This is a genomic window from Enterobacter cloacae complex sp. 302F9 (genome assembly GCF_050030335.1).
GTDB classification, from domain to species: Bacteria; Pseudomonadota; Gammaproteobacteria; order Enterobacterales; family Enterobacteriaceae; genus Enterobacter; species Enterobacter hormaechei_C.
Genome location: NZ_JBLGUC010000001.1, coordinates 3,187,309 through 3,211,858 on the forward strand (window position 1 = coordinate 3,187,309; position 24,550 = coordinate 3,211,858).

The 24,550-nt window shown below is 59.5% G+C and carries 21 protein-coding genes; 10 read left to right on the plus strand and 11 right to left on the minus strand.

The genetic code is table 11. The features are described 5' to 3' along the window. The first annotated feature begins 76 nt into the window (after nucleotides 1-76). From ubiG to yfaE, 4 genes are all read left to right on the plus strand, one after another. Nucleotides 77-805, plus strand: a complete 729-nt coding sequence (gene ubiG, locus ACQG0T_RS15385) for a bifunctional 2-polyprenyl-6-hydroxyphenol methylase/3-demethylubiquinol 3-O-methyltransferase UbiG (protein WP_006811346.1) — start codon at nucleotides 77-79, stop codon at nucleotides 803-805. 349 nt (nucleotides 806-1,154) lie between these two features. Next, nucleotides 1,155-3,440 carry a class 1a ribonucleoside-diphosphate reductase subunit alpha gene (nrdA, locus tag ACQG0T_RS15390; RefSeq protein WP_271040368.1) on the plus strand — a complete coding sequence of 762 codons (2,286 nt, stop codon included), beginning with the start codon at nucleotides 1,155-1,157 and terminating at the stop codon, nucleotides 3,438-3,440. 108 nt (nucleotides 3,441-3,548) lie between these two features. Then, nucleotides 3,549-4,679, plus strand: a complete 1,131-nt coding sequence (nrdB, locus tag ACQG0T_RS15395; protein WP_026080618.1) for a class Ia ribonucleoside-diphosphate reductase subunit beta — start codon at nucleotides 3,549-3,551, stop codon at nucleotides 4,677-4,679. Further along, entirely contained in the window at nucleotides 4,679-4,933 is a 255-nt protein-coding gene (yfaE, locus tag ACQG0T_RS15400) for a class I ribonucleotide reductase maintenance protein YfaE (RefSeq protein ID WP_003859419.1), read from the plus strand. The genes nrdB and yfaE overlap by 1 nt, the downstream gene beginning before the upstream one ends. An 83-nt stretch (nucleotides 4,934-5,016) precedes the next feature. On the opposite strand, the gene glpQ is transcribed toward yfaE, so the two are convergent. Together glpQ and glpT are read right to left on the minus strand one after the other, a co-directional pair. Continuing rightward, nucleotides 5,017-6,078, minus strand: a complete 1,062-nt coding sequence (gene glpQ / locus ACQG0T_RS15405) for a glycerophosphodiester phosphodiesterase (protein ID WP_060459937.1) — start codon at nucleotides 6,076-6,078, stop codon at nucleotides 5,017-5,019. Nucleotides 6,079-6,089: 11 nt separating this feature from the next. Next, nucleotides 6,090-7,442 (minus strand): glycerol-3-phosphate transporter, encoded by a 1,353-nt coding sequence (gene glpT / locus ACQG0T_RS15410; RefSeq protein WP_003859423.1) that lies wholly within the window; start codon nucleotides 7,440-7,442, stop codon nucleotides 6,090-6,092. 250 nt (nucleotides 7,443-7,692) lie between these two features. Here glpT and glpA point away from each other — a divergent pair, with 250 nt between their 5' ends. The 3 genes from glpA to glpC are packed head-to-tail and all read left to right on the plus strand — an operon-like array spanning nucleotide 7,693 to nucleotide 11,715. Continuing rightward, nucleotides 7,693-9,321 carry an anaerobic glycerol-3-phosphate dehydrogenase subunit A gene (gene glpA, locus ACQG0T_RS15415; RefSeq protein WP_271040369.1) on the plus strand — a complete coding sequence of 543 codons (1,629 nt, stop codon included), beginning with the start codon at nucleotides 7,693-7,695 and terminating at the stop codon, nucleotides 9,319-9,321. Then, on the plus strand, nucleotides 9,311-10,528 hold the full coding sequence (gene glpB / locus ACQG0T_RS15420; RefSeq protein ID WP_023295076.1) for a glycerol-3-phosphate dehydrogenase subunit GlpB: 1,218 nt from the start codon (nucleotides 9,311-9,313) through the stop codon (nucleotides 10,526-10,528). The genes glpA and glpB overlap by 11 nt, the downstream gene beginning before the upstream one ends. Then, entirely contained in the window at nucleotides 10,525-11,715 is a 1,191-nt protein-coding gene (glpC, locus tag ACQG0T_RS15425) for an anaerobic glycerol-3-phosphate dehydrogenase subunit GlpC (RefSeq protein WP_045141706.1), read from the plus strand. The genes glpB and glpC overlap by 4 nt, the downstream gene beginning before the upstream one ends. 31 nt (nucleotides 11,716-11,746) lie before the next feature. On the opposite strand, the gene ACQG0T_RS15430 is transcribed toward glpC, so the two are convergent. The 4 genes from ACQG0T_RS15430 to tctD all read right to left on the minus strand — a co-directional run bounded on the left by ACQG0T_RS15430 (nucleotide 11,747) and on the right by tctD (nucleotide 15,783). After that, nucleotides 11,747-12,946: a nicotinamide mononucleotide deamidase-related protein YfaY gene (locus tag ACQG0T_RS15430; RefSeq protein WP_017383418.1), complete on the minus strand. Its 1,200-nt coding sequence runs from the start codon at nucleotides 12,944-12,946 to the stop codon at nucleotides 11,747-11,749. Between the two features lie 94 nt (nucleotides 12,947-13,040). Further along, complete coding sequence (locus tag ACQG0T_RS15435; protein WP_003859436.1) at nucleotides 13,041-13,583, minus strand: YfaZ family outer membrane protein; 543 nt, start codon at nucleotides 13,581-13,583, stop codon at nucleotides 13,041-13,043. Between the two features lie 129 nt (nucleotides 13,584-13,712). After that, a complete protein-coding gene (locus ACQG0T_RS15440; protein ID WP_047734993.1) occupies nucleotides 13,713-15,122 on the minus strand; it encodes a sensor histidine kinase in 1,410 nt (469 codons plus the stop codon). Further along, on the minus strand, nucleotides 15,109-15,783 hold the full coding sequence (tctD, locus tag ACQG0T_RS15445) for a transcriptional regulator TctD (RefSeq protein WP_006811361.1): 675 nt from the start codon (nucleotides 15,781-15,783) through the stop codon (nucleotides 15,109-15,111). The genes ACQG0T_RS15440 and tctD overlap by 14 nt, the downstream gene beginning before the upstream one ends. Nucleotides 15,784-15,935: 152 nt before the next feature. Between tctD and ACQG0T_RS15450 the strand changes: the two genes are divergently transcribed. Genes ACQG0T_RS15450 through ACQG0T_RS15460 form a run of 3 tightly spaced genes read left to right on the plus strand, consistent with a single transcriptional unit; the run spans nucleotide 15,936 to nucleotide 18,885 of the window. Further along, nucleotides 15,936-16,916 (plus strand): Bug family tripartite tricarboxylate transporter substrate binding protein, encoded by a 981-nt coding sequence (locus tag ACQG0T_RS15450; RefSeq protein ID WP_006811363.1) that lies wholly within the window; start codon nucleotides 15,936-15,938, stop codon nucleotides 16,914-16,916. An 11-nt stretch (nucleotides 16,917-16,927) separates the two neighbouring features. Continuing rightward, complete coding sequence (locus ACQG0T_RS15455; protein WP_003859443.1) at nucleotides 16,928-17,359, plus strand: tripartite tricarboxylate transporter TctB family protein; 432 nt, start codon at nucleotides 16,928-16,930, stop codon at nucleotides 17,357-17,359. Nucleotides 17,360-17,370: 11 nt separating this feature from the next. Continuing rightward, nucleotides 17,371-18,885 (plus strand): tripartite tricarboxylate transporter permease, encoded by a 1,515-nt coding sequence (locus ACQG0T_RS15460; RefSeq protein ID WP_006811365.1) that lies wholly within the window; start codon nucleotides 17,371-17,373, stop codon nucleotides 18,883-18,885. Here ACQG0T_RS15460 and menE read toward each other — a convergent pair whose 3' ends face one another. From menE to menD, 5 genes are read right to left on the minus strand one after another with little or no spacing between them, the layout of a single operon-like run. Continuing rightward, nucleotides 18,886-20,247, minus strand: a complete 1,362-nt coding sequence (gene menE, locus ACQG0T_RS15465) for an o-succinylbenzoate--CoA ligase (protein ID WP_271040370.1) — start codon at nucleotides 20,245-20,247, stop codon at nucleotides 18,886-18,888. Further along, nucleotides 20,244-21,209, minus strand: a complete 966-nt coding sequence (gene menC, locus ACQG0T_RS15470; protein WP_032102727.1) for an o-succinylbenzoate synthase — start codon at nucleotides 21,207-21,209, stop codon at nucleotides 20,244-20,246. Before menC ends, menE begins: the two co-directional genes overlap by 4 nt. Continuing rightward, entirely contained in the window at nucleotides 21,209-22,066 is an 858-nt protein-coding gene (menB, locus tag ACQG0T_RS15475) for a 1,4-dihydroxy-2-naphthoyl-CoA synthase (RefSeq protein ID WP_003859452.1), read from the minus strand. The genes menC and menB overlap by 1 nt, the downstream gene beginning before the upstream one ends. Beyond that, complete coding sequence (gene menH, locus ACQG0T_RS15480) at nucleotides 22,063-22,839, minus strand: 2-succinyl-6-hydroxy-2,4-cyclohexadiene-1-carboxylate synthase (protein ID WP_426723821.1); 777 nt, start codon at nucleotides 22,837-22,839, stop codon at nucleotides 22,063-22,065. The genes menB and menH overlap by 4 nt, the downstream gene beginning before the upstream one ends. After that, a complete protein-coding gene (gene menD, locus ACQG0T_RS15485) occupies nucleotides 22,836-24,506 on the minus strand; it encodes a 2-succinyl-5-enolpyruvyl-6-hydroxy-3-cyclohexene-1-carboxylic-acid synthase (protein ID WP_015572277.1) in 1,671 nt (556 codons plus the stop codon). The genes menH and menD overlap by 4 nt, the downstream gene beginning before the upstream one ends. Nucleotides 24,507-24,550: the final 44 nt, after the last annotated feature.

Below are 24,550 nucleotides of genomic sequence, written 5' to 3' on the forward strand. Positions count from 1 at the left end.
GTAAACCTATACGCTTTATTCACAGGGATTGCCTGATATACTCATTTGTCTTGCTAAATAAGGAGTAAAAGCGCCCATGAATGCCGAAAAATCCCCGGTGGCTCACAACGTTGACCACGAAGAGATTGCCAAATTTGAAGCGGTGGCGTCCCGCTGGTGGGATCTCGAAGGTGAGTTCAAACCTCTGCATCGTATTAACCCGCTGCGTCTGGGCTATATCGCGGAGCGTTCCGGCGGTCTGTTCGGTAAGAAAGTGCTCGACGTCGGCTGCGGCGGCGGCATCCTGGCGGAAAGTATGGCGCGTGAAGGGGCCACCGTCACCGGTCTGGACATGGGCTTCGAACCTCTACAGGTTGCGCGTCTTCATGCGCTGGAGTCCGGCGTACAGGTAGAATATGTCCAGGAAACCGTGGAAGAGCACGCGGCAAAACATGCGCACCAGTATGACGTGGTGACCTGCATGGAGATGCTGGAGCACGTTCCCGATCCGCAGTCTGTGGTCAGCGCCTGTGCAAAACTGGTGAAACCGGGTGGACAGGTCTTCTTCTCGACCATCAACCGCAACGGCAAAGCCTGGCTGATGGCCGTGGTAGGCGCGGAATACGTGCTGCGCATGGTGCCGAAAGGGACGCACGACGTGAAGAAGTTCATCAAGCCTGCCGAACTGCTGGGCTGGGTTGACCAGACATGGCTTAAGGAGCAGCACATGACGGGCCTGCACTACAATCCGCTGACGGATAAATTCAAACTTGCCCCGGGCGTGGATGTTAACTATATGTTGCACACAACCGCCAAAAACGACTAACGTCATCCGTTATTCTTATAATGATTGCGCGACATCATGTTGCGCAATTCTGACCTCCCGTTGAAGAAATCAGCACTCGATCAAATTTTGAATTTTTTTTCTTAATTATTGACATCTCTTCCAGGCCTTACGGCACGAGGACTTAGCCTTTTTTACCCTTTCACAACCTCAATTTAACGTCAAAATCAACCCTTGTGCTGAAAAGATTCGATACTAGAATACTCACCATATAGCGTTCTTCTTATCGCAAAACCCCTATATGTAGTATTTATCCACAGAGTTAGTCACAAGACGGTTCTGTGGATAAGCGGGGGATATTTTTTTATTTCACGGACAGGTAAAAACCCACATGAATCAGAGTCTGCTGGTGACAAAGCGCGACGGTACCACCGAGCGTATCAATCTGGACAAAATCCATCGAGTTCTCGACTGGGCAGCAGAAGGACTGAACAACGTATCTATCTCCCAGGTTGAACTGCGTTCTCACATTCAGTTCTACGACGGCATCAAAACGTCTGATATCCACGAAACCATTATCAAAGCCGCGGCAGATCTGATCTCCCGCGACGCACCGGATTATCAGTACCTCGCTGCGCGTCTGGCGATTTTCCACCTGCGTAAAAAAGCCTACGGCCAGTTCGAGCCGCCGAAGCTTTACGATCACGTAGTGAAAATGGTCGAGCTGGGCAAATACGACACGCATCTGCTGGAAGACTATACGGAAGAAGAGTTCGAGCAGATGAACGGGTTTATCGATCACTGGCGCGACATGAACTTCTCCTACGCAGCGGTGAAGCAGCTCGAAGGCAAATACCTGGTTCAGAACCGTGTGACGGGCGAAATCTACGAGAGCGCCCAGTTCCTCTATATTCTGGTGGCCGCCTGCCTGTTCTCTAATTACCCGCGTGAAACCCGTCTGGACTACGTGAAGCGTTTCTACGATGCGGTCTCTACGTTCAAGATTTCTCTGCCTACGCCAATCATGTCTGGCGTGCGTACCCCTACCCGTCAGTTCAGCTCCTGCGTACTGATCGAGTGTGGTGACAGCCTGGATTCCATCAACGCGACCTCCAGCGCCATCGTGAAATACGTCTCCCAGCGTGCCGGTATCGGCATCAACGCCGGTCGTATCCGTGCGCTGGGCAGCCCGATCCGCGGCGGTGAAGCGTTCCACACCGGCTGTATTCCGTTCTACAAGCACTTCCAGACGGCAGTAAAATCCTGCTCTCAGGGCGGCGTGCGTGGTGGTGCAGCGACCCTGTTCTACCCAATGTGGCACCTGGAAGTGGAAAGTCTGCTGGTTCTGAAGAACAACCGCGGCGTGGAAGGCAACCGCGTGCGCCACATGGACTACGGCGTGCAGATCAACAAGCTGATGTACACCCGTCTGCTGAAAGGGGAAGACATCACCCTGTTCAGCCCGTCCGACGTCCCGGGTCTGTACGACGCGTTCTTCGACGATCAGGACGAGTTCGAGCGTCTGTACACCAAATATGAAAAAGACGACAGCATCCGCAAGCAGCGCGTGAAAGCGGTCGATCTGTTCTCCCTGATGATGCAGGAACGTGCTTCTACAGGTCGTATCTACATCCAGAACGTTGACCACTGCAACACCCACAGCCCGTTCGATCCGGTGGTTGCACCAGTGCGCCAGTCCAACCTGTGCCTGGAGATCGCCCTGCCGACCAAACCGCTGGAAGACGTGAACGACGAAAACGGTGAAATCGCGCTCTGTACGCTGTCCGCGTTCAACCTGGGTGCGATTAAGAGCCTGGACGAGCTGGAAGAGCTGGCGGTGCTGGCGGTTCGTGCGCTCGACGCCCTGCTGGATTACCAGGATTACCCAATCCCGGCGGCAAAACGCGGCGCAATGGGCCGTCGCACTTTAGGTATCGGCGTGATCAACTTCGCCTACTGGCTGGCGAAAAACGGCAAGCGTTACTCCGACGGCAGCGCCAACAATCTGACGCACCAGACGTTCGAAGCGATCCAGTACTACCTGATGAAAGCCTCTAACGAGCTGGCGAAAGAGCAAGGCGCGTGCCCGTGGTTCAACGAAACCACCTACGCGAAAGGCATTCTGCCGATCGACACCTACAAAAAAGACCTGGATGCGATCGTCAGCGAGCCGCTGCACCTCGACTGGGAAGGCCTGCGCGAGTCCATTAAAACTCACGGCCTGCGTAACTCCACGCTCTCTGCCCTGATGCCGTCCGAGACCTCTTCGCAGATCTCCAACGCCACCAACGGTATTGAGCCACCGCGCGGCCACGTCAGCATCAAAGCGTCGAAAGACGGCGTGCTGCGTCAGGTGGTGCCGGATTACGAAACGCTGGGTGACAACTACGAGCTGCTGTGGGAAATGCCAAACAACGACGGCTATCTGCAACTGGTGGGTATCATGCAGAAGTTTATCGACCAGTCGATCTCTGCCAATACCAACTACGACCCAACGCGCTTCCCGTCTGGCAAGGTTCCGATGCAGCAACTGCTGAAGGACCTGCTCACCGCCTACAAATTTGGCGTGAAAACGCTGTACTATCACAACACCCGTGATGGTGCGGAAGACGCCCAGGACGACCTGGTGCCGTCAATTCAGGACGATGGCTGCGAAAGCGGCGCATGTAAGATCTAATAAATTCCCTCACCCTAACCCTCTCCCACAGGGAGAGGGAACTCTTTCCCCCTCTCCCTGTGGGAGAGGGCCGGGGTGAGGGGAAATAACACCACAGGACTCACCGCAATGGCATATACCACCTTTTCACAGACGAAAAACGACCAGCTCAAAGAGCCGATGTTCTTCGGCCAGCCGGTCAACGTGGCACGCTACGATCAGCAAAAATATGACATCTTCGAAAAGCTGATTGAAAAGCAACTCTCCTTCTTCTGGCGTCCGGAAGAAGTTGACGTTTCCCGCGACCGTATCGATTTCCAGGCGCTGCCGGAACACGAAAAGCACATCTTCCTCAGCAACCTGAAGTACCAGACGCTGCTGGACTCCATTCAGGGCCGTAGTCCGAACGTGGCGCTGCTGCCGCTGATCTCGATTCCTGAGCTGGAAACCTGGGTAGAGACCTGGGCGTTCTCCGAGACGATCCACTCCCGCTCTTACACCCACATCATCCGCAACATCGTGAACGATCCGGCGGTGGTTTTTGACGATATCGTCACCAACGAGCAGATCCAGAAGCGCGCGGAAGGCATTGCGCACTACTACGACGAGCTGATCGAGATGACCAGCTACTGGCATCTGCTGGGCGAAGGCACGCATAACGTGAACGGCAAAACCATTACCGTAAACCTGCGGGCCCTGAAAAAGCAGCTGTACCTGTGCCTGATGAGCGTCAACGCGCTGGAAGCAATCCGCTTCTACGTAAGCTTCGCCTGCTCCTTCGCTTTTGCCGAGCGCAAGCTGATGGAAGGTAACGCCAAAATTATCCGCCTGATCGCCCGTGACGAAGCCCTGCACCTGACCGGCACCCAGCATATGCTGAACCTGCTGCGCAGCGGCGCGGACGACCCGGAAATGGCTGCGATTGCCGAAGAGTGCAAGCAGGAATGCTACGATCTGTTCGTGCTGGCCGCCCAGCAGGAGAAAGAGTGGGCAGACTACCTGTTCCGCGACGGCTCCATGATTGGCCTGAACAAAGACATTCTGTGCCAGTACGTGGAGTACATCACTAACATCCGCATGCAGGCTGTGGGTCTCGATCTGCCATTCCAGACGCGCTCTAACCCGATTCCGTGGATCAACACCTGGCTGGTGTCCGATAACGTGCAGGTTGCGCCGCAGGAAGTGGAAGTGAGTTCTTATCTGGTCGGTCAGATTGATTCTGAAGTCAACACCGACGACCTGAGCGATTTCCAGCTCTGATGAGCCGCGTAACGCTGAGCCTTTCTGGTACAGAGGTGTTGTGCCAGGAAGAGCACCCTTCTCTGCTGGTGGCGCTTGAAGCGCATCAGGTAGAAGTAGAGTACCAGTGTCGTGAAGGCTACTGCGGCTCCTGCCGCTGCCGTCTGGTCGCAGGCCAGGTAGACTGGCTGACCGAACCGCTGGCCTTTATCAGTGAAGGGGAGATTTTGCCCTGCTGCTGCCGGGCAAAAGGCGATATTGAGATCGAGATGTAATTATGTCGGGTGGCGCTTCGCTGACCCGACCTACAAAACCGCAGTTCGTAGGCCGGGTAAGGCGCAGCCGCCACCCGGCAATTTCAGCGTTTATCCTTCAAAAAGCTCACCGCTTTATCCGGGAAATCCGTAAACAACCCGTCCACATCCGCCTGGTTATACAGCACGTCGTAAAGCTGATTCACGTCCGTCGCATACTCCGGCAGCTGGTCTGCGCGTACGGTATACGGATGCACCTGCATCTTGCTCGCATGCGCCTCTTTCACCATCGCCGTCAGCTTCACGTGACCCGGCGTTGAGCCTTCCGCCACCAGCATGTGGTAATCCGGCCCGATGCCGTCGGCGTACTGCGCAATCTGCTTCATCGCGCCCGGCTTAAACATCCAGTCATAGCTGTAGTTCACCCACTTCCCGTCCGGCTGTTTTTCCTGGGTTTCATTCCAGTCGGTATACGCAATCAGCTGCACCAGATTGAGATCCATCCCCATTTTCGGCTCCAGCTCGGTTTTGATGCGCTTCAGTTCCGCGGCGTCGAAACATTGCAGGAAAACCTTATCCTGCTTACTGGTGTAGCCGTACATTTTCAGTACCTCCAGCGTCTTCGCGGCAATGTCCTTCCCTTCCTGATGGTGGAACCACGGCGCTTTGATTTCCGGGTAGATACCGATATTTTTTCCTGTCGAGTGGTTCAGCCCCTGAACAAACTCGATCTCCTCTTCGAAGGTGTGAATACGGAAGTCAGACTTGCCCATCGGGAAACGTCCCGGATAGACCTGTACCTTCTTACCGTTTTCAATCTCGAAGCCCTCGGTAAACTTCAGCGAGCGGATCTCCGCCAGCGTGAAGTCGATGGCGTAGTAGCGACCATCTTTACGGGCGCGATCCGGGAAACGTTCCGCCACGTCCGTCACGCGGTCAAGATAGTGGTCATGCAGAACGACCAGCTGGTCGTCCTTCGTCATCACCAGATCCTGCTCCAGATAATCCGCGCCCTGGGCATAGGCCATCGCTTTTGCCGGCAGCGTATGCTCCGGCAGATAACCGCTGGCGCCACGGTGGGCGATCACGATCTTATCCGCCGCCAGCGCGGAGCCTGTCATCAGGCCCGCCAGCAGCAGGCCTGTCGCTAACTGAGTTAATTTCATCGCAATGCTCCTTATTGACGACGCGCCAGCACTTCGGCGTGGTGACGTTTTTCACCAATCATCACAACAACTAACAGCAGAACAGCCAGCACGCTGCCGCCAATCATCACCATAAAGCCGCCGTCCCAGCCGAAGAAGTCGACGGTGTAACCGACGATGGCACTTGCCGCCACTGAACCGCCGAGGTAGCCAAACAGACCGGTAAAGCCTGCCGCCGTGCCTGCCGCTTTCTTCGGCGCCAGCTCCAGGGCATGCAGACCAATCAGCATAACCGGACCATAAATCAGGAAGCCGATGACGATCATACAGGCCATATCCACACCCGGATTACCCGGCGGGTTTAGCCAGTAAACGACCGTCGCGATGGTGACCAGCGTCATAAAGAACACGCCCGTCGCCCCACGGTTGCCCTTAAACACTTTGTCCGACATCCAGCCACAGATCAGCGTGCCGGGAATGCCCGCGTATTCATACAGGAAATAGGCCCAGGAGGATTTATCCAGCGCGAAGTGCTTCACCTCTTTCAGGTAGGTTGGCGACCAGTCGAGAATGCCGTAACGCAGCAGGTAGACAAATACGTTCGCCACCGCGATGTACCACAGCAGCTTGTTCGGCAGCACATACTTCATGAAGATCTGCTTTGCCGTCAGCTCTTCTTCGTGCTTCTCGCTGTAATCATCCGGGTAGTCGTTTTTGTACTCTTCAATCGGCGGCAGGCCGCAGGACTGTGGGGTGTCGCGCATCAGAGCGAAGGCGATAATCGCCACCAGAATGGCGCCAAAGGCTGGCATATAGAGCGCGGCATGCCAGTCGTTGAACCAGGCCATCCCCAGCAGGAACAGCAGCGGCGGAAGCCCGCCCCCGACGTTATGTGCGCAGTTCCACACAGATACAATTCCACCACGCTCTTTCTGTGACCACCAGTGAACCATGGTGCGTCCGCATGGCGGCCACCCCATCCCCTGGAACCAGCCGCAGAGGAACAGCAGCACGAACATGATGGCAATGCTGGAGGTCGCCCACGGCACAAAGCCCATGAACAGCATCACCGCTGCCGCGAGGATCAGACCGGCGGGCAGGAACACGCGCGGATTCGAACGATCCGACACCGACCCCATAATAAACTTCGAAAAACCGTACGCGATGGAGATCCCCGACAGCGCAAATCCCAGATCGCCGCGAGAGAAGCCCTGTTCCACCAGGTACGGCATGGCGAGCGCGAAGTTTTTACGTACCAGATAGTACGCCGCATACCCGAAGAAGATCCCGAGGAATATTTGCCAACGCAGACGGCGGTAGAGAGGATCAATCTCTGCCTCTGGCAGTCGCGCCCGATGTGGCGCAGGTTTAAAGATACTGAGCATAACAGCCTCCGTGGCCTTTCAAAAAATGACCGGGCATCTCGCGCCCGGCTACAGAGGCGGCGATGTTAAGAAATCACGGTGAATGTTACTGTGAATCAACGCACAGATTGTTACAGAAATATGACAGAATGCGCAAAAAAGCGCATGAAATCACGTTTCACTTTCGAATTTCGCGCGTTTATGTTCGAAATCAAACAAACCACACGATCAATGTGGCTAAATGCTAAAAAACGAACATAGAGGAAAGGCAATGACAATTCACGATCCACGCTTCAGCGATGTGATTATCATTGGCGGTGGCGCGACGGGTGCCGGCATCGCACGCGACTGCGCCCTGCGGGGATTGAGCGTCACGCTTCTGGAACGCCACGATATCGCCACCGGCGCGACGGGACGTAATCACGGTCTGTTGCACAGCGGCGCCCGCTATGCGGTCACTGACGCTGAGTCAGCACGCGAGTGTATCGCTGAAAACCAGATCCTCAGGCGCATCGCCCGCCACTGCGTTGAACCGACCAACGGTCTTTTTATCACCCTTCCCGAAGATGATCTCGGCTTTCAGCAAACCTTTATCACCGCCTGCACGGCGGCAGGAATTCAGGCCGAGGCGATCGATCCTGCGCAGGCGCGCCGTCTTGAACCCTCGGTAAACCCGGCGTTACTGGGCGCGGTAAAAGTACCGGACGGAACCGTTGATCCTTTCCGCCTGACCGCCGCCAATATGCTCGACGCGCGGGAACATGGCGCCCAGATCCTGACCGGGCATCACGTCACCGGGCTTATTCGTGAAGGTAATACCGTGCGCGGGGTGCGCGTGTTTGATGCGCAGTACAACGAACACCGCGAGCTGTATGCCGCCGTCGTGGTCAACGCGGCGGGGATCTGGGGCCAGCGCATCGCGGAATACGCGGACCTGTCGGTGCGCATGTTCCCGGCGAAAGGCTCGCTGCTGATCCTCGACCACCGCATCAATAACCATGTCATCAACCGCTGCCGTAAACCGTCTGACGCCGATATCTTCGTGCCGGGGGACACCATTTCGTTAATCGGCACGACCTCAATGCATGTGGACTACAGCGAAATTGATTACAACCGCGTCACCGCTGAAGAGGTGGATATCCTGCTGCGCGAAGGGGAAAAGCTGGCCCCGGTGATGGCGCAGACGCGTATTCTGCGTGCCTACGCGGGCGTGCGTCCCCTTGTCGCCAGCGATAACGATCCGAGCGGGCGTAACGTCAGCCGCGGCATCGTGCTGCTCGATCACGCCGAACGCGACGGCATGGACGGGTTTATCACCATTACTGGCGGCAAGCTGATGACCTATCGGCTGATGGCCCAGTGGGCCACCGATGCCATCTGCCGTAAGCTCGGCAACACCGCACCGTGCGTGACGGCGGAACAGGCTCTGCCCGGCTCGCAACAATCGACAGAAAAAACGCTGCACAAAATCATTTCACTCCCTGCCCCGCTTCGCGGTTCAGCGATTTACCGCCACGGCGACCGCACCCCAACCTGGCTCGGTGAAGGGCGACTCAGCCGCAGCCTGGTGTGCGAATGCGAAGCCGTGACCGCAGGCGAGGTGCAGTATGCCGTGGAAAATCTGACGGTGAACAACCTGCTCGATTTACGCCGCCGCACGCGCGTCGGGATGGGCACCTGTCAGGGGGAGCTGTGCGCCTGCCGTGCCGCCGGGCTGCTGCAACGTTTTCACGCCACCACGTCAACCCAGTCGCTTGCCCAGCTCAGCGATTTTTTAAACGAGCGCTGGAAAGGCATTCAGCCCGTCGCCTGGGGCGATGCCCTGCGCGAAAGCGAGTTTACCCGCTGGGTCTATCAGGGGCTTTGCGGTCTGGAGAAGGAGCACAACCATGAAATTTGATACCGTGATTGTGGGTGGGGGACTGGCGGGCCTGCTGTGCGGCCTCAAACTGACGCAGCGGGGTCTGCGCTGCGCCATTGTCACTCGCGGTCAGAGTGCCCTGCACTTCTCTTCCGGCTCGCTGGATTTACTGGGCGCGCTATCTTTCGCCGATCTGCCGCCTGAACATCCCTACCGCCTGACGGGCGCAGAGAATATGGCCCGCTTTGCCTGCGAAACCGAACACCTGCTCACCACCTGCGGCGCACGCATGCAGGGTGACGCCGAGCAAAATCATCAGCGCGTCACGCCGCTCGGCACCCTGCGCGCCGCCTGGCTTAGCCCGGAAGAGGTGCCTGTCGCCCCCATCGCTGCCGAGCGCGTGCGGGTGGTGGGGATCAGCGGCTTCCTCGATTTCCAGCCGCATCTGGCCGCCGCGTCTCTCAGACAGCAGGGTGTTCAGGTGGATACGGCGGAGATTGATCTCCCCGAACTCGACGTGCTGCGCGAAAACCCCAGCGAGTTTCGTGCGGTGAACATTGCCCGCCTGTTGGATAATGAAAGTTACTGGCCGCAGCTGTACGCGGCGCTTCAACCGCTCGGCGAGACCTGCGACGCCCTGTTTATGCCCGCCTGTTTTGGCTTAACGGACAACCGGCTCTGGCGCTGGCTCTCGGCGCGCCTGCCCTGTACGCTCGGTTTACTGCCGACGCTCCCCCCTTCCGTGCCCGGCATTCGTCTGCACACCCAGCTTCAGCGTCAGTTTGTTGCCCAGGGTGGCGTCTGGATGGCAGGCGACGAGGTGAAAAAAATCACCCTGGCTGAGGGCGCGGTAAGCGAAATCTGGACCCGCAACCACGGCGACATCCCGCTTCGCGCACGCTTTACGGTGCTGGCAAGCGGCAGTTTCTTCAGTAACGGTCTGCTGAGCAGCCGGGATGGCGTGCGTGAGGCGATCCTCGGTCTGGACGTCCGGCAAAGCGCTTCCCGCGCGGACTGGTATCAAAGCGATTTCTTCACCCCGCAGCCCTGGCAGCAGTTCGGCGTGATCGTCGACAGCCAACTGCGCCCGCGGCTGGGCGGGGAACCGGTTGAAAATCTTTACGCCATCGGCTCGGTTCTGGGCGGGTACGATCCCGTGGCGCAGGGCTGCGGTGGCGGCGTCTGCGCCGTCACTGCGCTGCATGTCGCGGAGCAGATTCTCCAGCGCAGGGAGGGAGCACAATGAACGACACCCGATTTGAAAGCTGTATCAAATGCACGGTCTGCACCACGGTTTGCCCGGTCAGCGGCGTCGATCCGCGCTATCCCGGCCCGAAACAGGCCGGTCCCGACGGGGAGCGTCTGCGCCTGAAGGATGGCGCGCTCTACGACGAGGCGCTGAAATACTGCATCAACTGCAAACGCTGCGAAGTTGCCTGCCCGTCGGACGTGAAAATAGGCGATATCATCCAGCGCGCCCGCGCCCGCTACAGTACGCAAAAACCGACGCTGCGTGACGCGATACTGAGCCACACCGATCTGATGGGTAGCCTCTCGACGCCTTTCGCGCCGGTCGTCAATGCCGCCACCGCCCTGAAGCCGGTGCGCAGGCTGCTGGATGCGACGCTCAAAATCGACCATCACCGCAGTCTGCCGAAATATTCTCACGGCACCTTCCGCCGCTGGTTTAAATCCGTGGCGGCAGAACAGGCGCAGTTCTCTGAGCAGGTTGCCTTCTTCCACGGCTGCTACGTGAACTACAACCATCCGCAGCTGGGGAAAGACCTGCTGAAAGTCCTGAACGCCATGGGAACGGGCGTTCAGCTGCTGAGCAAAGAAAAGTGCTGCGGCGTTCCGCTGATTGCCAACGGCTTCATCGACAAAGCGCGCAAGCAGGCGAGCAGCAACGTCACCTCTTTACGTGAGGCGATAGTCGACAAAGGGATACCGGTACTGGCGACGTCGTCAACCTGTACCTTCACGCTGCGCGATGAATATCCGCATCTGCTGGAGGTGGATAACACCGGCCTGCGCGAGCACATTGAGCTGGCGACCCGTTTTCTCTGGCGCAAACTGGACAGCGGGCAGACGTTACCGCTGGGCAAATTGCCGCTGAAGGTGGTGTATCACACGCCATGTCATATGGAGAAGATGGGCTGGTCGATCTATACGCTTGAGCTGCTGCGGCTGATCCCCGGGCTGGAGCTGACGGTGCTGGACTCACGCTGCTGCGGCATCGCAGGCACGTACGGCTTCAAGCGTGAAAACTACCCAACGTCACAGGCCATTGGCGCGCCGCTGTTCCGGCAGATTGAAGAGAGCGGCGCAGATATCGTGGTGACGGACTGCGAAACCTGCAAGTGGCAGATCGAGATGTCCACCAGCAAACGCTGTGAACATCCCATTACCTTGCTGGCAAAAGCGCTGGCGTAACCGTTGCCGGGGACACGGCCCCGGCACACTCTCACTCCACGAACAGCGATTCGACGACGTTGATCCAGCCGTGCTCGCTGGCGACCTCTTTCCCGTTCAGCCAGCGGCGCAGCATGTTCAGTGCCATCATCGCGCACACCTCCTGACGCACGGCCAGGCTGTGGCGGGTAATGCTCATCCTGACCCGCAGGGCGTGCGTCCCTTCCGGCGTTGCAAGGGCAAAGTTGAGATGCTCCTCATCCAGCCCGCCCACAAACAGCGCCAGCCCGGCGAAATGCTTCACTCTGCGCTCGGACGCCCAGCGCGCGGTCTGCGCCAGCGTCTCCTGCTGGAACGGCACCACTTCACTGGCCAGCAGCGGCGCACCCGCCCGGGTAAGCTGAAGCGCCAGAAGCCCACCGGTAAACTGCTCGCTTAACGTCACGCTCAGCTGGCGGGACTGCAAATGCCCTGCGATCTGCGCCGGCAGCCCTTCCGTTCCTTCGAAAATCAGGCTTTCCCCGGCGACGCGCTGCACTTCCGGCCACAGCGCCAGCATGGCGGCTTTCTCTGACGCCGGTCCGGTCAGCTTCAGTTCAATAATCGGCATGGAGGAGCGATAGCCCATCGACACGCCGGGAGGCAGTTGCAGGTGATCGAGGCTCTGGGCCAGATCGCTTTCCGAGCGACCAAAGGTGGTCAGACGCAGGCACAGCGGCGGTTCAGGCAGCGTAAAGCGCGCGCGCAGGCGCGGCAGGATCTGCTGCTCGACCATCACTTTAAATTCCGACGGGACGCCCGGGGTGAAGAACATCAGGCAGCGGTTCAGCTGAACGGCAAACCCGCAGGCGGTGCCGACCGGGTTATCAATCAGTTCCGCGCTGGCGGGAATTTCAGCCTGCTTGCGGTTGCTGGGGGCCATCACGCGGCCACGCCCGGAGAAAAAGCGCTCCATCTGTGCCAGCCACGCCTCGTGCAGAACCAGGCCTTCGCCTTTGGCCGTGGCGGCGGCCAGCGCGCTGAGATCGTCGCTGGTGGGTCCCAGCCCGCCGTTCACAATCAGCACGTCGCAGCGTTCGCTGCGCTCGCGCAGAACGTTGACCAGCGACTCAAGATTGTCACCTACGGTGTTGCGGCGCGTTAACGGTAATCCTTGCTCAAAGAAGAGATCGGCGAGCCAGGCGGCATTGGTATCAATGATTTGCCCATGCAGCACTTCGTCGCCAGTGGATAACATTTCCACGTTTATCATTGTGTTCTCCCATTTCAATGGTCAAAACACTATAGCGCAATCGAAGACCGGGGGAAGAGAGAAACTGGCGCGACTGAACGCCGCGCCGAGAGGATTAGAAACCGGCGCTCACGCCGACGTACGGACCGTCTGCCAGGGCGTTGTCGCGGTTGCCGTCTTTACCGGCCAGGTTCAGATAGCGATAGCCCGCTTCGATGGTGATCGGACGCATGATGGTCCAGCGCGCGCCGGCATTAGCTTCCTGATAGCTGTCGATACCGCTGGAGAGGGAATCCGGGGAGTAGTAGTACTCACCGAACAGGCCAAAGCTGTCGCCAATTTTCCACTGCAAGCCGCCGCCCACTGCCGCCGCGTAGCCTTCGTCGCCGTCGTTCGGGTTGGTGTAAATGCCTTTACCGCCGACGGTCGCCAGGAAGGGACCCAACGGCACGTTGAAGCCGAGGCCCAGGCTTGCCGCATCCCCATCGTCGTCGTTGTGCGTCCAGCCGCCGGTCATTGCCAGGCCTGCGCTATCCGTGCCAAGACCAAAGCCCAGATGGGTATAATCTTGTCCCGCCGAGCCGTTGAAGGAAATTGCGTTTGCCGCTGCTGAAACAAACATCAGGCCGCTTAAGCCCATTAATGCCACTTTTTTCATTATCGTGATCCCGCACAATTTATTCAGAGATGTCCAAAAACCGCGAGATTTTAACCTGACTGCCTGTGTGATCAATGGACTCCGCGTGCGGCGGGCAATTAGTTTGTAACGATTTGATAATATCGGCATTTATACCTGCATCAGAAAGCGCATTTTCACGCTCAGCCCACCCAGATTTTCACTGGGCATCAGCTGAAGATGGCTGCGGTGCAGGCGGGCAATATCGTTAGCCAGCGCCAGGCCAATGCCGGACCCGGCGGCATCGCCCACGTTATCCAGCCGATGAAACGGCAGCATGGCCTGGGAGATCTGGTCTTCAGCAATGCCCGGTCCGCTGTCCTCCACGCTCAGCTCAACGGCATCGTTAGCCGTGCGCAGGTACACCGTCACGACGCCCTGCTCCGGTGTGTATTTGATCGCGTTCTCCAGCAGGTTGGCGCAAAGTTCGCCCAGCAACACGTCATCCCCCTCAATCATTACCGGCTGCTGTACGCCGTCATAACCGAGATCGATACCCTTGCTGCGCGCCTGCGCCAGCCGGGAAAAGCAGCAGTTTTGCACCACCTGTACCAGATCGACAGGCGCAAACTGTCGCTCCCCCTGCTCTTTTCGCTTCACCGCCGAAAGCTGCAACAGCCTTTCCGTCAGCACGATGGTGTTATCCAGCGTGACGTTCATCGCCCGTAAGCTCTCCTGCCACAGCGCCGGATCGTTACGCGTCAGGGCAACCGATACCTGGGTTTTCAGCACCGCCAGCGGCGTTTTGAGCTGGTGTGAGGCGTCAGCGTTAAAGCGCGCCTGCCGCGAAAGCACGCCACGTAACCTGTCGATATAGCGGTTAAATGCCACAATCAGCAGCCGCGTTTCCGACCAGGGCAATAACTCCGGCAGCGGAGCCAGCAGCCCCGGCTCACGGCGCACCATCAGGGACGAGAGCTGCCGCATCGGGCGCAGCACGCGACGCAGCAGCCACGCGGTCAGGACCAGCGTCAGCAGCACCAGCAGCCCCTGCGACACGAGCGAGGAAAACAGCAGCTGAGTGGCCAGATAGCGCCGCGACTGCAACGTTTCGGCGACGTAGATCTCCGCCATCCCGAACACACTGTCCTCGTTAACCGGCTGGAGCAGCTTCGCCACGCGGATCGCCTGCCCGCGATACTCGGTATGATAAAACCACGCCAGCGCCGGATAGTGTGTAGTGCGCGACGTGGAGGGAGGCATATTCGGCAGATCGTCGTAGCCGGAGATCACCCGCCCGTCGGGGTCCACGACCTTGTAATAGAGGCGATCGTTCATGTTCAGCTCGAAACTGTCCAGCACGACCCAGGGCACGTTCACCTGGAGCTTGCCGTTGTGCACCACCAGCCGCTCTGACACCGTGCGCGCCGAGGATAACAGCGTGCGGTCATAGGCCTGCGTCGCCGCCTGTAACGCGCTAACGTAGCTGTTAAAGGCTGACAGCCCCCATAACAGCAGCAGCGGCAAACCCAGAAAAAGCAAAAGTTGCAGGTAAAGCGACTGCGGCTTAACCCACCTCATCGCCGCACTCCAGCACGTAGCCCAGCCCCCGGAGGGTAATGATCCGCACCCCGCTGCCGGTCAGCTTCTTACGCAGGCGGTGAATATAGAGATCGATGCTCTCGGGGCTGACGTCGTCGTTCAGGCTGAATACCTGGTCGAAAAGCTGTTGCCGGGAGACGGGACGGGTCCGGCGGTGCATCAGCACCTTCAGCAAAGAGAGTTCGCGCGGCGTGAGGGAAAGGGGTTCATCGCGCAGCAGAAAAAAGCCTTCATCATCGTACTCCAGCTCTCCCAGCCGCTGGCGCTCCTGGGTTCGTCCTTCGCTGCGGCGCAGCAGCGCGCGCAGGCGGGCATCAAGCTCCTCCAGCTCGAACGGTTTCGGCAGGTAGTCATCCGCCCCGGCATTCAGCCCCTTCACCCTGTCTGCCACGTTGCTGCGGGCGGTAAGAAACAGCACCGGCAGCGTCTGCCCGCGCTTTCTCAGGCGATGCACCACCTCCAGCCCGTCGAAGCCGGGCATGCCGATATCAAGGATCGCGACGGCATAGTTTTCTCCCTGCAAAAGATGATCGGCCGCCCGTCCATCGTTGACGCAATCCACGGCAAATCCGTTTTGTACCAGCGCTTTTTCCAGCCAGTGAGCCAGCTCACGATTATCTTCCGCGAGTAAGAGACGCATATCACATCCTGTAAAGTTGGTGTCGCAGTGAAAGGGAAATGAAAGGTTATTGTTTTAACAATCACGCAACGGAACCGCTACAAGGTGGTTCACATAATCAGAAAAAATACACCCGTACCCGTACTCCCGGTTCTCCGGCGTGAGGATAAACGATGAAAAAACAATTACTTTCTACCCTTGCTGCAAGCGTATTGCTGTTGAGTGCCTCTGTCGTCCAGGCGCAGGACGCGCCATCCCGTACCGAATGTATCGCCCCGGCCAAACCCGGCGGCGGCTTCGACCTGACCTGCAAGCTGATTCAGGTCAGCCTGCTGGAGACGAAGGCCATTGAAAAACCGATGCGCGTCACCTACATGCCCGGCGGCGTGGGCGCGGTAGCCTATAACGCCATCGTCGCGCAGCGCCCTGCCGAAGCGGGCACCGTGGTGGCCTTCTCCGGCGGTTCGTTGCTGAACCTGTCGCAGGGGAAATTTGGTCGTTATGACGTGAATGACGTGCGCTGGCTCGCCACCGTAGGCACCGATTACGGCATGATCGCCGTGCGCGCGGACTCCCCATGGAAATCCCTGAAAGATCTGCTGACCGCCATGGAAAAAGATCCGAACAGCGTGGTCATTGGCGCGGGCGCCTCTATCGGCAGCCAGGACTGGATGAAAGCCGCGCTGCTGGCGCAGCAGGCCAAAGTGGATCCGCACAAGATGCGTTACGTGGCCTTTGAAGGCGGCGGCGAGCCGGTGACGGCGCTGATGGGCAATCACGTCCAGGCGGTATCGGGCGATCTCAGCGAAATGGTGCCCTACCTGAGCGGGGATAAGATCCGCGTGCTGGCGGTCTTCTCGGAAAACCGTCTGCCGGGCCAGCTGGCAGACGTCCCAACCGCTAAAGAGCAGGGTTATAACCTGGTCTGGCCGATCATCCGCGGCTTCTTCGTCGGGCCAAAAGTGACCGACGCCGAGTACCAGTGGTGGGTGGATACCTTCGCAAAACTTCAGCAAACCGAGGAGTTCAAAAAACAGCGCGATCTGCGCGGGCTGTTTGAGTTCAACCTGAACGGCAAGCAGCTGGACGAGTATGTCAAAAAACAGGTGAATGACTACCGCGAACAGGCGAAAGCCTTTGGTCTGGCGAAATAACCGGAGGCGCTATGAGCGATCGCATTTTTGCCGGGATATGGCTGCTGCTCTGCATTGGCGGCATGTTCGTCGCCTGGCAGATCCACAGCGAATACAGCTATGAACCCGTGGGGCCACGCCCCTTCCCCGTCGGCATAGTCGGCCTGATGCTGCTCTGCTCGGTGGCGCTGCTGCTGCGCCATCCGGATACCGTGGAGTGGCCGCCACGCCGTACGCTGCAACGTCTGCTGGTAATGGTAATTGTCCTGCTGATGTATGCGTGGGGCTTTGAGTGGCTCGGCTTCCCGATTGCCACCGCCCTGCTGACGATGGTGATTGGCATACTGTTTAACGCCTCGCTGCCTGCGGCGGGGATCTCCGGGGTCGTACTGGGCATTTTACTCTGGTACGCCTTCGACCGCCTGCTGGACGTGACCCTGCCGCTCGGCGCATGGTTTAACTAACGGAGCACGCTATGGATACCTGGATCTATCTCTCTCAGGGGTTCGCGGTAGCGATGACCCCGGAAAACCTGGTGATCGCCCTGATCGGCTGTTTCGTCGGGACCATCGTCGGCCTGCTGCCGGGCCTTGGCCCTATCAACGGCGTGGCGATTTTACTGCCGCTGGCCTTTGCGCTACACCTGCCTGCGGAATCGGCGCTGATCCTGCTGGCGACGGTCTATATCGGCTGCGAATACGGGGGGCGTATTTCCTCGATTCTGCTTAACGTGCCCGGCGATGCCGCCGCCATTATGACCGCGCTGGATGGCTACCCGATGGCGCAGCAGGGGCGCGGCGGCGTGGCGCTCTCTATTTCTGCCGTCAGCTCGTTCTTTGGCTCCATGATCGCCATTGGCGGCATCATCCTCTTCGCCCCGGCGCTGGCCCAGTGGTCGCTGGCGTTTGGTCCGGCCGAGTATTTTGCCCTGATGGTGTTCGCCATCGCCTGTCTCGGCAGCATGATGGCGCAGAATCCGCTGAAGTCGTTTTTGTCTGCGTTGATTGGCCTCAGTCTGGCCACCGTCGGCGTGGATGCCAACACCGGGGTTTATCGTTTTACCTTCGACAGCGTTCATCTCTCCGACGGCGTGCAGTTTATCGTCGTGGTGATTGGTCTGTTCTCTGTCTCAGAAATCTTACTGATGCTGGAGCATACCAGCAGCGGGCAGACGCTGGTGCGTAAAACCGGACGTATGCTCTTTAATGCCAAAGAGGGGGCGCAGTGTATTGGCGCCACCCTGCGTTCGTCGGTGATCGGTTTCTTCGTCGGCATTCTGCCCGGCGCGGGGGCGACTATCGCCAGCGCCATCACCTACATGACCGAGAAAAAGCTGAGCGGTAACAGCGACAGCTTCGGCAAAGGCGATATCCGCGGCGTGGCGGCGCCGGAGGCGGCGAATAACGCCTCGGCCTGCGGCTCGTTTATCCCGATGCTGACCCTCGGCGTGCCGGGCTCCGGCACCACGGCGGTAATGATGGGCGCGCTGACGCTCTATAACATCACCCCGGGTCCGGCGATGTTTACCGAGCAGCCCGATATCGTCTGGGGTTTAATTGCCGCCCTGCTGATCGCCAACGTGATGTTGCTGGTAATGAACATCCCGCTGATCGGCCTGTTCACCCGCATGCTGACCATTCCCCTGTGGTTCCTGGTCCCGGCCATCGCCGCCGTCTCTGCGGTTGGGGTGTACGCGGTGCACAGCACCACCTTCGACCTGGTGTTGATGGTGCTGCTCGGCGTGCTGGGCTACATTCTGCGCAAGATGCACTTCCCGATGTCGCCGCTGATTTTAGGGTTTGTGCTGGGGGAAATGCTGGAGCAGAACCTGCGCCGCGCCCTCTCCATCAGCAATGGCAACATGGGGATCCTGTGGGAGAGCAGCGTGACGAAGATCCTGCTGGCAATGGCGATTATGGTGATTGTCGTGCCGCCGGTGCTGCGCTGGGTCCGCCGACGCCAGCACAAACCGCAGCCGGATATCGGTTGATTAGCCCCTCAACAGGGCATTGACCCACTGCTTTAACGCCTGGCGGGAGATTTTAATCCCGCCATTTTTCAGTTCTGACGGCAGCGCCAGCCAGTGTACCGGCTGCTCAAAGCGCGCCAGCCTGCCCTGAACCCACTCCGGCAGCAGCGTGATATCCGTGCCCGGCTCGCATTCCACTACCGCCACCGGACGTTGCCCATACTCGGCATCATCCAGCGGAACGACAAACGCCTGGCTTACCTGCGGATGCGTGGCGATAACGCGCTCCAGCGCTTCGGGCTGGATCCCTTCTCCGCCGCTGAAAAAGAGATTGTCCATTCGGCCCAGAATGGTCAGGCGTCCGTCATGCCACTCGCCGCGATCGCGGGTGGCGAACCAGCCCTGCTCATTGACCAGAGGCAATAATGCGCCGTCTCGCCAGTAGCCCGCCGCCATGCTTTCCGCCCGGAGCCAGACTTCACCGTTCACCACCTGAACGTCTCTGCCCGGCAGCGCGCTGCCCACGTCCGGCGCGCCGTCGGCCTCTTTGGCGCAGACGGTGGAGGCGAACTCGGTCAGACCGTAACCGCAGTACGTACGGATCCCCTGCTCGCGCGCCTGTTCGGTCAGCGCAACGGGGATTTCCGCCCCGCCGAGCAGCACGGCTTTCAGCGCGACGGGATGGTGTGAATTAAGCAGCCGCCACAGCTGCGTTGGCACCAGCGAGGCGTGGGTACAGCCCTGTAGCGCCTGCTCCAGCGGCTGTTTTTCACGCACGGTGAGACGGCCTCCGCCCTGCAACCAGCGCCACAAAATCCCCTGACCGGAGACGTGAAACAGCGGCAGAGAGAGCAGCCAGTCATCGCTACCGCCGTAAGGCATCAGCGCCAGCACGCCCTTTGCGCTGGCAAGGTGGGCGGCACAGGTGTGCACCGCCGCTTTCGGCAAGCCGGTGGAGCCAGAGGTGAGCGTCATTGAGGCCAGCCGTTCTGCCCGCCACGTCACGCCGCCCTGCCCCTCGCCCTCTCTTAATACCAGCCCGGGCAGACCGTCATACTCACCGTTAAGCACCAGCGCAAAACGCAGGGTCATCTGCGGCAGGAGGACGTCCAGCAGCGGACGGGGAAGCTGAGGGTTCACCGGCAAAATGCGGGCGCCGCACTGAAGCAGCGCCAGCCAGGCCAGCAGGGTCTGCGGGTGGTTGTGGGCGAGCAGCATGACGCCGTCACCGTCCGTAACGCCCTGAGACTGAAAACCGGCTGCGAGACGATCGATACGCTCGCCCAGCTGAGACCAGCTGAGCGTTATATCGTCTAAACGCAGCGCGGATTTATCGGCACGCCGGGTGCGCCAGTACCGCCACGGCCAGTCGGTAAAACTCATCGCAGTGGCTCCAGCGCCCCGACGTCGAGGCACGGCAAGGTGCTGCCAGGCCACTGACGAATCAGCTGGGCCTGCATCAGGTTTAGCGTATCGAGACCGGGAACGGTGTCCGGCGTTAACCATGCAGCGATGCGCGCCAGCTGCGTCAGGCCGAGGCTGGATTCGATGGATGAACTGATCACCGCCGTCAGCCCTGCGGCATGGGCCGCCGCAACCTGCTCGCGCACCTTGTCGAGGCTGCCGGTCAGCGTTGGCTTAATCACCACGGCCCTGACGCCCGGCTCGGCGGCAAACGCGAAATCGGCTTCGCGCAGGCTCTCATCCCAGGCAATGGCAATGCCGGTTTCCCGGGCAAAGGCGCGCGAGTCGTCGCGCGTTTTGCACGGCTCTTCGAGAAACGCGATGCGGCTGCGGTACGCCGGGTTGACGTACTTCGCAAACTGTTGCGCCCTGAGCGGCGTCCAGGCGCGGTTGGCGTCCAGGCGCAGGTGTAGATCGGGAATGGCTTCCAGTAACAGGTTAACCACCATTCCGTCGCGCACTGCTTCGTACAGGCCAACCTTTATTTTCGCCACCTTCTCGCCAGGCATCGCGGAAAGGAGCGCGAAAAGTTCATCCGGATCGCCGGTACAGAGCGGCGCGGCGCAATAGTTCGCCGCGTCCGGTAAACTGCCGTCCAGCTCTGCCAGCGCACAGCTGATGCCGAACGCGGCGGAAGGAACGTCCGGCAGCGCCGGAACTGCTCCCTCACGCCATTCGTACGTCCAGGCCATCAGCGCAGCCTGCGCCTCGTCCGGCGTTTCCAGGCTAAAGCCCGGAAGCGGGGCGATTTCGCCCCACCCTTCCCGCTCGCCCTGCCGGAGATGCACGAAAAAGCCGTCACGGGTTTTTAACCGCCGTTCACGCAGCACCACGCCCGCGTCCATCGGTATCTGCCAGCGGTAAACCTGCGCGCAACGCATTACGGGTTCCGTTTGTATTTGCTGAAGTCCGGCTGGCGTTTTTCGTTGAACGCGTTGCGCCCTTCCTGACCCTCTTCGGTCATATAGAACAGCATGGTGGCGTTACCTGCCAGCTCCTGAAGGCCCGCCTGACCGTCACAGTCGGCGTTGAGGGCCGCTTTCAGGCAGCGCAGCGCCATTGGGCTGTTTTGCAGCATTTCGCGACACCAGCGCACGGTCTCTTTTTCCAGATCGGCGATCGGCACCACGGTGTTAACCAGCCCCATATCCAGCGCTTCCTGGGCGTTGTACTGACGGCACAGGAACCAGATTTCGCGGGCTTTTTTCTGACCGACAATGCGCGCCATATAGGACGCGCCCCAGCCGCCGTCGAAAGAGCCGACTTTCGGGCCAGTCTGACCGAAAATGGCATTTTCCGCCGCGATCGTCAGGTCACACATCATGTGCAGCACGTGACCGCCGCCGATGGAATACCCTGCCACCATCGCGACCACCGGTTTTGGACAGGTGCGGATCTGGCGCTGGAAATCCAGCACGTTCAGGTGGTGCGTGCCCGCATCATCCTGGTATCCGCCGTAGTCACCGCGGACTTTCTGATCGCCGCCGGAGCAGAAGGCTTTCTCCCCTTCCCCGGTGAGGATGATGACGCCGATAGTGTCGTCGTAGCGGGCATCCGCCAGCGCCTGGATCATCTCTTTTACGGTCAGCGGACGAAATGCGTTGCGCACCTGTGGACGGTTGATAGTAATTTTGGCGATACCATCGGCGGATTTGTGGTAACGAATGTCGGTGTAGCCTTCGGAGCAGTCCTGCCATTCAACCGGCGCGTAAAGCATGTGTTCATCAGGATAGATCATAGCGTGTCCTTTGTTCGATAACGCAGTATCTGAGCCAGACTCGCGGCAACCGCGTCCGGGTTGTCCCGGTGGGCGTTGTGTCCGGCGTGAGGGATAGCATGACGCGTGGCGTTAAGTTCAGCGGCGATAGCTGCAAACTTCCCGTCACGTTCGCCATAGAGATAGTCAAAAGAAAAATCACGCGCGATGAGCGCGGGACGTAAATCAGGCTGAACGGCAAGCGAGGTGGCCTCCAGCATCTCTGCCAGCCTCGGGCCGTTGTTCCGGCTGCGCAGCGCGATCAGCGCCCTGCGCTGATCATCCGTAAGTGAGGCAAAGACCGGCTGTTGATACCAGTCGGCAAAGACGGCCTCCAGCGGCTCACTGCGAAACCGTGACGCCCAGCGGCGGTCAGAGATCAGCCGGGCCTGGCGCGCATCGGCGTCTTGCAGGCCCGGGTGTCCACCTTCCACAATCACCCCGTCTAACCCCGCAGGATGCTGGCAGGCATGGAACATCGCAATGCGGCCGCCGAGGGAGTACCCCACGAGCCAGTATATTAGTATGTTGTAACTAACAAGGGTATGCGAGAGCAATTCACTTACCTCTGCAAACCCCGTCACGCCCGTATCCGCTGAACCACCGTGCCCGGGCAGGTCAAGGTAGAGCCGGGGGTAGTCATGCAGCGACGCCCCGACAGCCTGCCACTCGCGACAGTCGCCGGAAAAACCGTGCAGGAAAACCAGCCAGGGGTAGCCTGGTTTTCCTGGCTGGGAGAAGCCTGCGAGGATCACAGGTGACTCACCTGCGCAAGCAGATGTTGCAGCTTCTGCGCGCCGTCAGCATCGTTTACCACCAGCTCAATCAGCGTCGCGCCAGGCTGCCGCCAGGCGGTGTTCAGCGCCGTCTCCAGCGCGTCCCAGTTTTCCGGGCGATGGTACTTCAGGCTGAACATGGCGGCGGCGTGTTCGAACTGCACGTTTTGCGGCATCAGATAGAAGCGCTCACGCTCGCTTTGCGGCGTCGGCAGCAACGAGAAAATCTGCCCGCCGTTATTGTTCACAACAATCAGCACGAACGGGGCCGACGCCTGACGCAGGAGCGCCAGCGCGTTGAGATCGTAGAGGGCTGAGAGATCCCCCACAATCGCCAGCGTGGATTTCGCGCTGGCCCGCTGTACGCCAGCGGCTGTGGAGATCAGGCCGTCAATGCCGCTCGCGCCCCGGTTGCTGTACACCGGATAACCCGCCGGCAGCTGCGAAAAGGCGTCAATCAGGCGCACCACCAGGCTGTTACCGACAAAAAGTTGTCCCTGCTCGGGAAGATATTTGCGGATACGGTGCGCAAGCCCGGCTTCACTGAACGCCTCGCACTGCGTTTTGGTGAGTTCCCACGCCTGACGTGACAGCGCCGGGATCTCCACCGCCCAGGGTTTGCGTTTTTCCGCCGGATGCAATTCCAGCCAGCTGTCAATATCGCTCACCAGGCGGCGGCCACGATGGTGCGCCGGGTCAAGGCGTCCTTCGAGCGGGTCCACCAGCCAGTACTCTTCTGGGGTACAGGTGGCCTGCCACTGGAGCAGACGCTTCCCCGTCAGGCTCGATCCCAGCTGGACGACAATCTGCGCCTGCGCCAGCTCGGTAACCGCTTTCGCGTTACCCAGCCAGAGGTCGGCACAGGGCAGCGGCTGGCCCGTCTGGGAAAGCACGTCACCAATCAGCGGCCAGCCAAGCGTTTGTGCCCACTCCGCCGCCAGCTTGCCTTCCGCCGCACTCATCCGCCCGGCAATCACCACGCCGCGCTTCTGGCGCCAGAAGAACCAGTCGCGCTGTTTTGCGCTTTCCAGATGCGTCTGCTCGCGCAGCCAGGGTTTTTCACTCTCCCACCAGTCTCCCAGCTGCTGTTGCCAGACGAGGCCAGTATCGTTCATTTCACCGTACAGCGGCTCGGCAAACGGGCAGTTAATGTGCAGCCCGCCGCTGCGCAGTGCGTTCATGGCGTGGTCGAGGGTTGAGACCAGCCAGCTGGCGGGAATATCCTGGGTGGGGCGCGGCAACGAGACCGTCTGTGAAGGATGCGAGGCAAAAATGCCAGGCTGACGAATCGCCTGATTAGCACCGCAGTCAATAAGTTCCGGGGGACGGTCGGCAGTGAGTAAAATCAGCTTTTCGCCGGTTAATCCCGCTTCTATCAGCGCCGGATAGAGGTTCGCCACCGCCGTGCCGGAGGTGACTATCACCGCCACGGGCGCTTTGCTGACTTTCGCCAGCCCGAGCGCCAGATGGCCCAGACCCCGCTCATCAAAATGGGTGTGGTGAATAAAAGCCCGGTTTTCCGCGGCAGCAAGGGTGAGCGGCGTGGAGCGAGAGCCCGGGGCAATACACACATGCCTGACACCATGACGGGTCAGGGCTTCAAGGATCACCGCCGCCCAGCGTCGGTTAAAAGAACTTACTGACATGAGATTGTCCAGTATCAAGAATGCGACACAGTATAAATAATAGA

What these genes read in the sequence shown, in the direction of transcription:
- ubiG (WP_006811346.1), top strand. Translation starts at nt 77, where the DNA reads ATGAATGCCGAAAAATCCCCGGTGGCTCACAACGTTGACCACGAAGAG.
- nrdA (WP_271040368.1), top strand. Translation starts at nt 1,155, where the DNA reads ATGAATCAGAGTCTGCTGGTGACAAAGCGCGACGGTACCACCGAGCGT.
- nrdB (WP_026080618.1), top strand. Translation starts at nt 3,549, where the DNA reads ATGGCATATACCACCTTTTCACAGACGAAAAACGACCAGCTCAAAGAG.
- yfaE (WP_003859419.1), top strand. Translation starts at nt 4,679, where the DNA reads ATGAGCCGCGTAACGCTGAGCCTTTCTGGTACAGAGGTGTTGTGCCAG.
- glpQ (WP_060459937.1), bottom strand. Translation starts at nt 6,078, where the DNA reads ATGAAATTAACTCAGTTAGCGACAGGCCTGCTGCTGGCGGGCCTGATG.
- glpT (WP_003859423.1), bottom strand. Translation starts at nt 7,442, where the DNA reads ATGCTCAGTATCTTTAAACCTGCGCCACATCGGGCGCGACTGCCAGAG.
- glpA (WP_271040369.1), top strand. Translation starts at nt 7,693, where the DNA reads ATGACAATTCACGATCCACGCTTCAGCGATGTGATTATCATTGGCGGT.
- glpB (WP_023295076.1), top strand. Translation starts at nt 9,311, where the DNA reads ATGAAATTTGATACCGTGATTGTGGGTGGGGGACTGGCGGGCCTGCTG.
- glpC (WP_045141706.1), top strand. Translation starts at nt 10,525, where the DNA reads ATGAACGACACCCGATTTGAAAGCTGTATCAAATGCACGGTCTGCACC.
- ACQG0T_RS15430 (WP_017383418.1), bottom strand. Translation starts at nt 12,946, where the DNA reads ATGATAAACGTGGAAATGTTATCCACTGGCGACGAAGTGCTGCATGGG.
- ACQG0T_RS15435 (WP_003859436.1), bottom strand. Translation starts at nt 13,583, where the DNA reads ATGAAAAAAGTGGCATTAATGGGCTTAAGCGGCCTGATGTTTGTTTCA.
- ACQG0T_RS15440 (WP_047734993.1), bottom strand. Translation starts at nt 15,122, where the DNA reads ATGAGGTGGGTTAAGCCGCAGTCGCTTTACCTGCAACTTTTGCTTTTT.
- tctD (WP_006811361.1), bottom strand. Translation starts at nt 15,783, where the DNA reads ATGCGTCTCTTACTCGCGGAAGATAATCGTGAGCTGGCTCACTGGCTG.
- ACQG0T_RS15450 (WP_006811363.1), top strand. Translation starts at nt 15,936, where the DNA reads ATGAAAAAACAATTACTTTCTACCCTTGCTGCAAGCGTATTGCTGTTG.
- ACQG0T_RS15455 (WP_003859443.1), top strand. Translation starts at nt 16,928, where the DNA reads ATGAGCGATCGCATTTTTGCCGGGATATGGCTGCTGCTCTGCATTGGC.
- ACQG0T_RS15460 (WP_006811365.1), top strand. Translation starts at nt 17,371, where the DNA reads ATGGATACCTGGATCTATCTCTCTCAGGGGTTCGCGGTAGCGATGACC.
- menE (WP_271040370.1), bottom strand. Translation starts at nt 20,247, where the DNA reads ATGAGTTTTACCGACTGGCCGTGGCGGTACTGGCGCACCCGGCGTGCC.
- menC (WP_032102727.1), bottom strand. Translation starts at nt 21,209, where the DNA reads ATGCGTTGCGCGCAGGTTTACCGCTGGCAGATACCGATGGACGCGGGC.
- menB (WP_003859452.1), bottom strand. Translation starts at nt 22,066, where the DNA reads ATGATCTATCCTGATGAACACATGCTTTACGCGCCGGTTGAATGGCAG.
- menD (WP_015572277.1), bottom strand. Translation starts at nt 24,506, where the DNA reads ATGTCAGTAAGTTCTTTTAACCGACGCTGGGCGGCGGTGATCCTTGAA.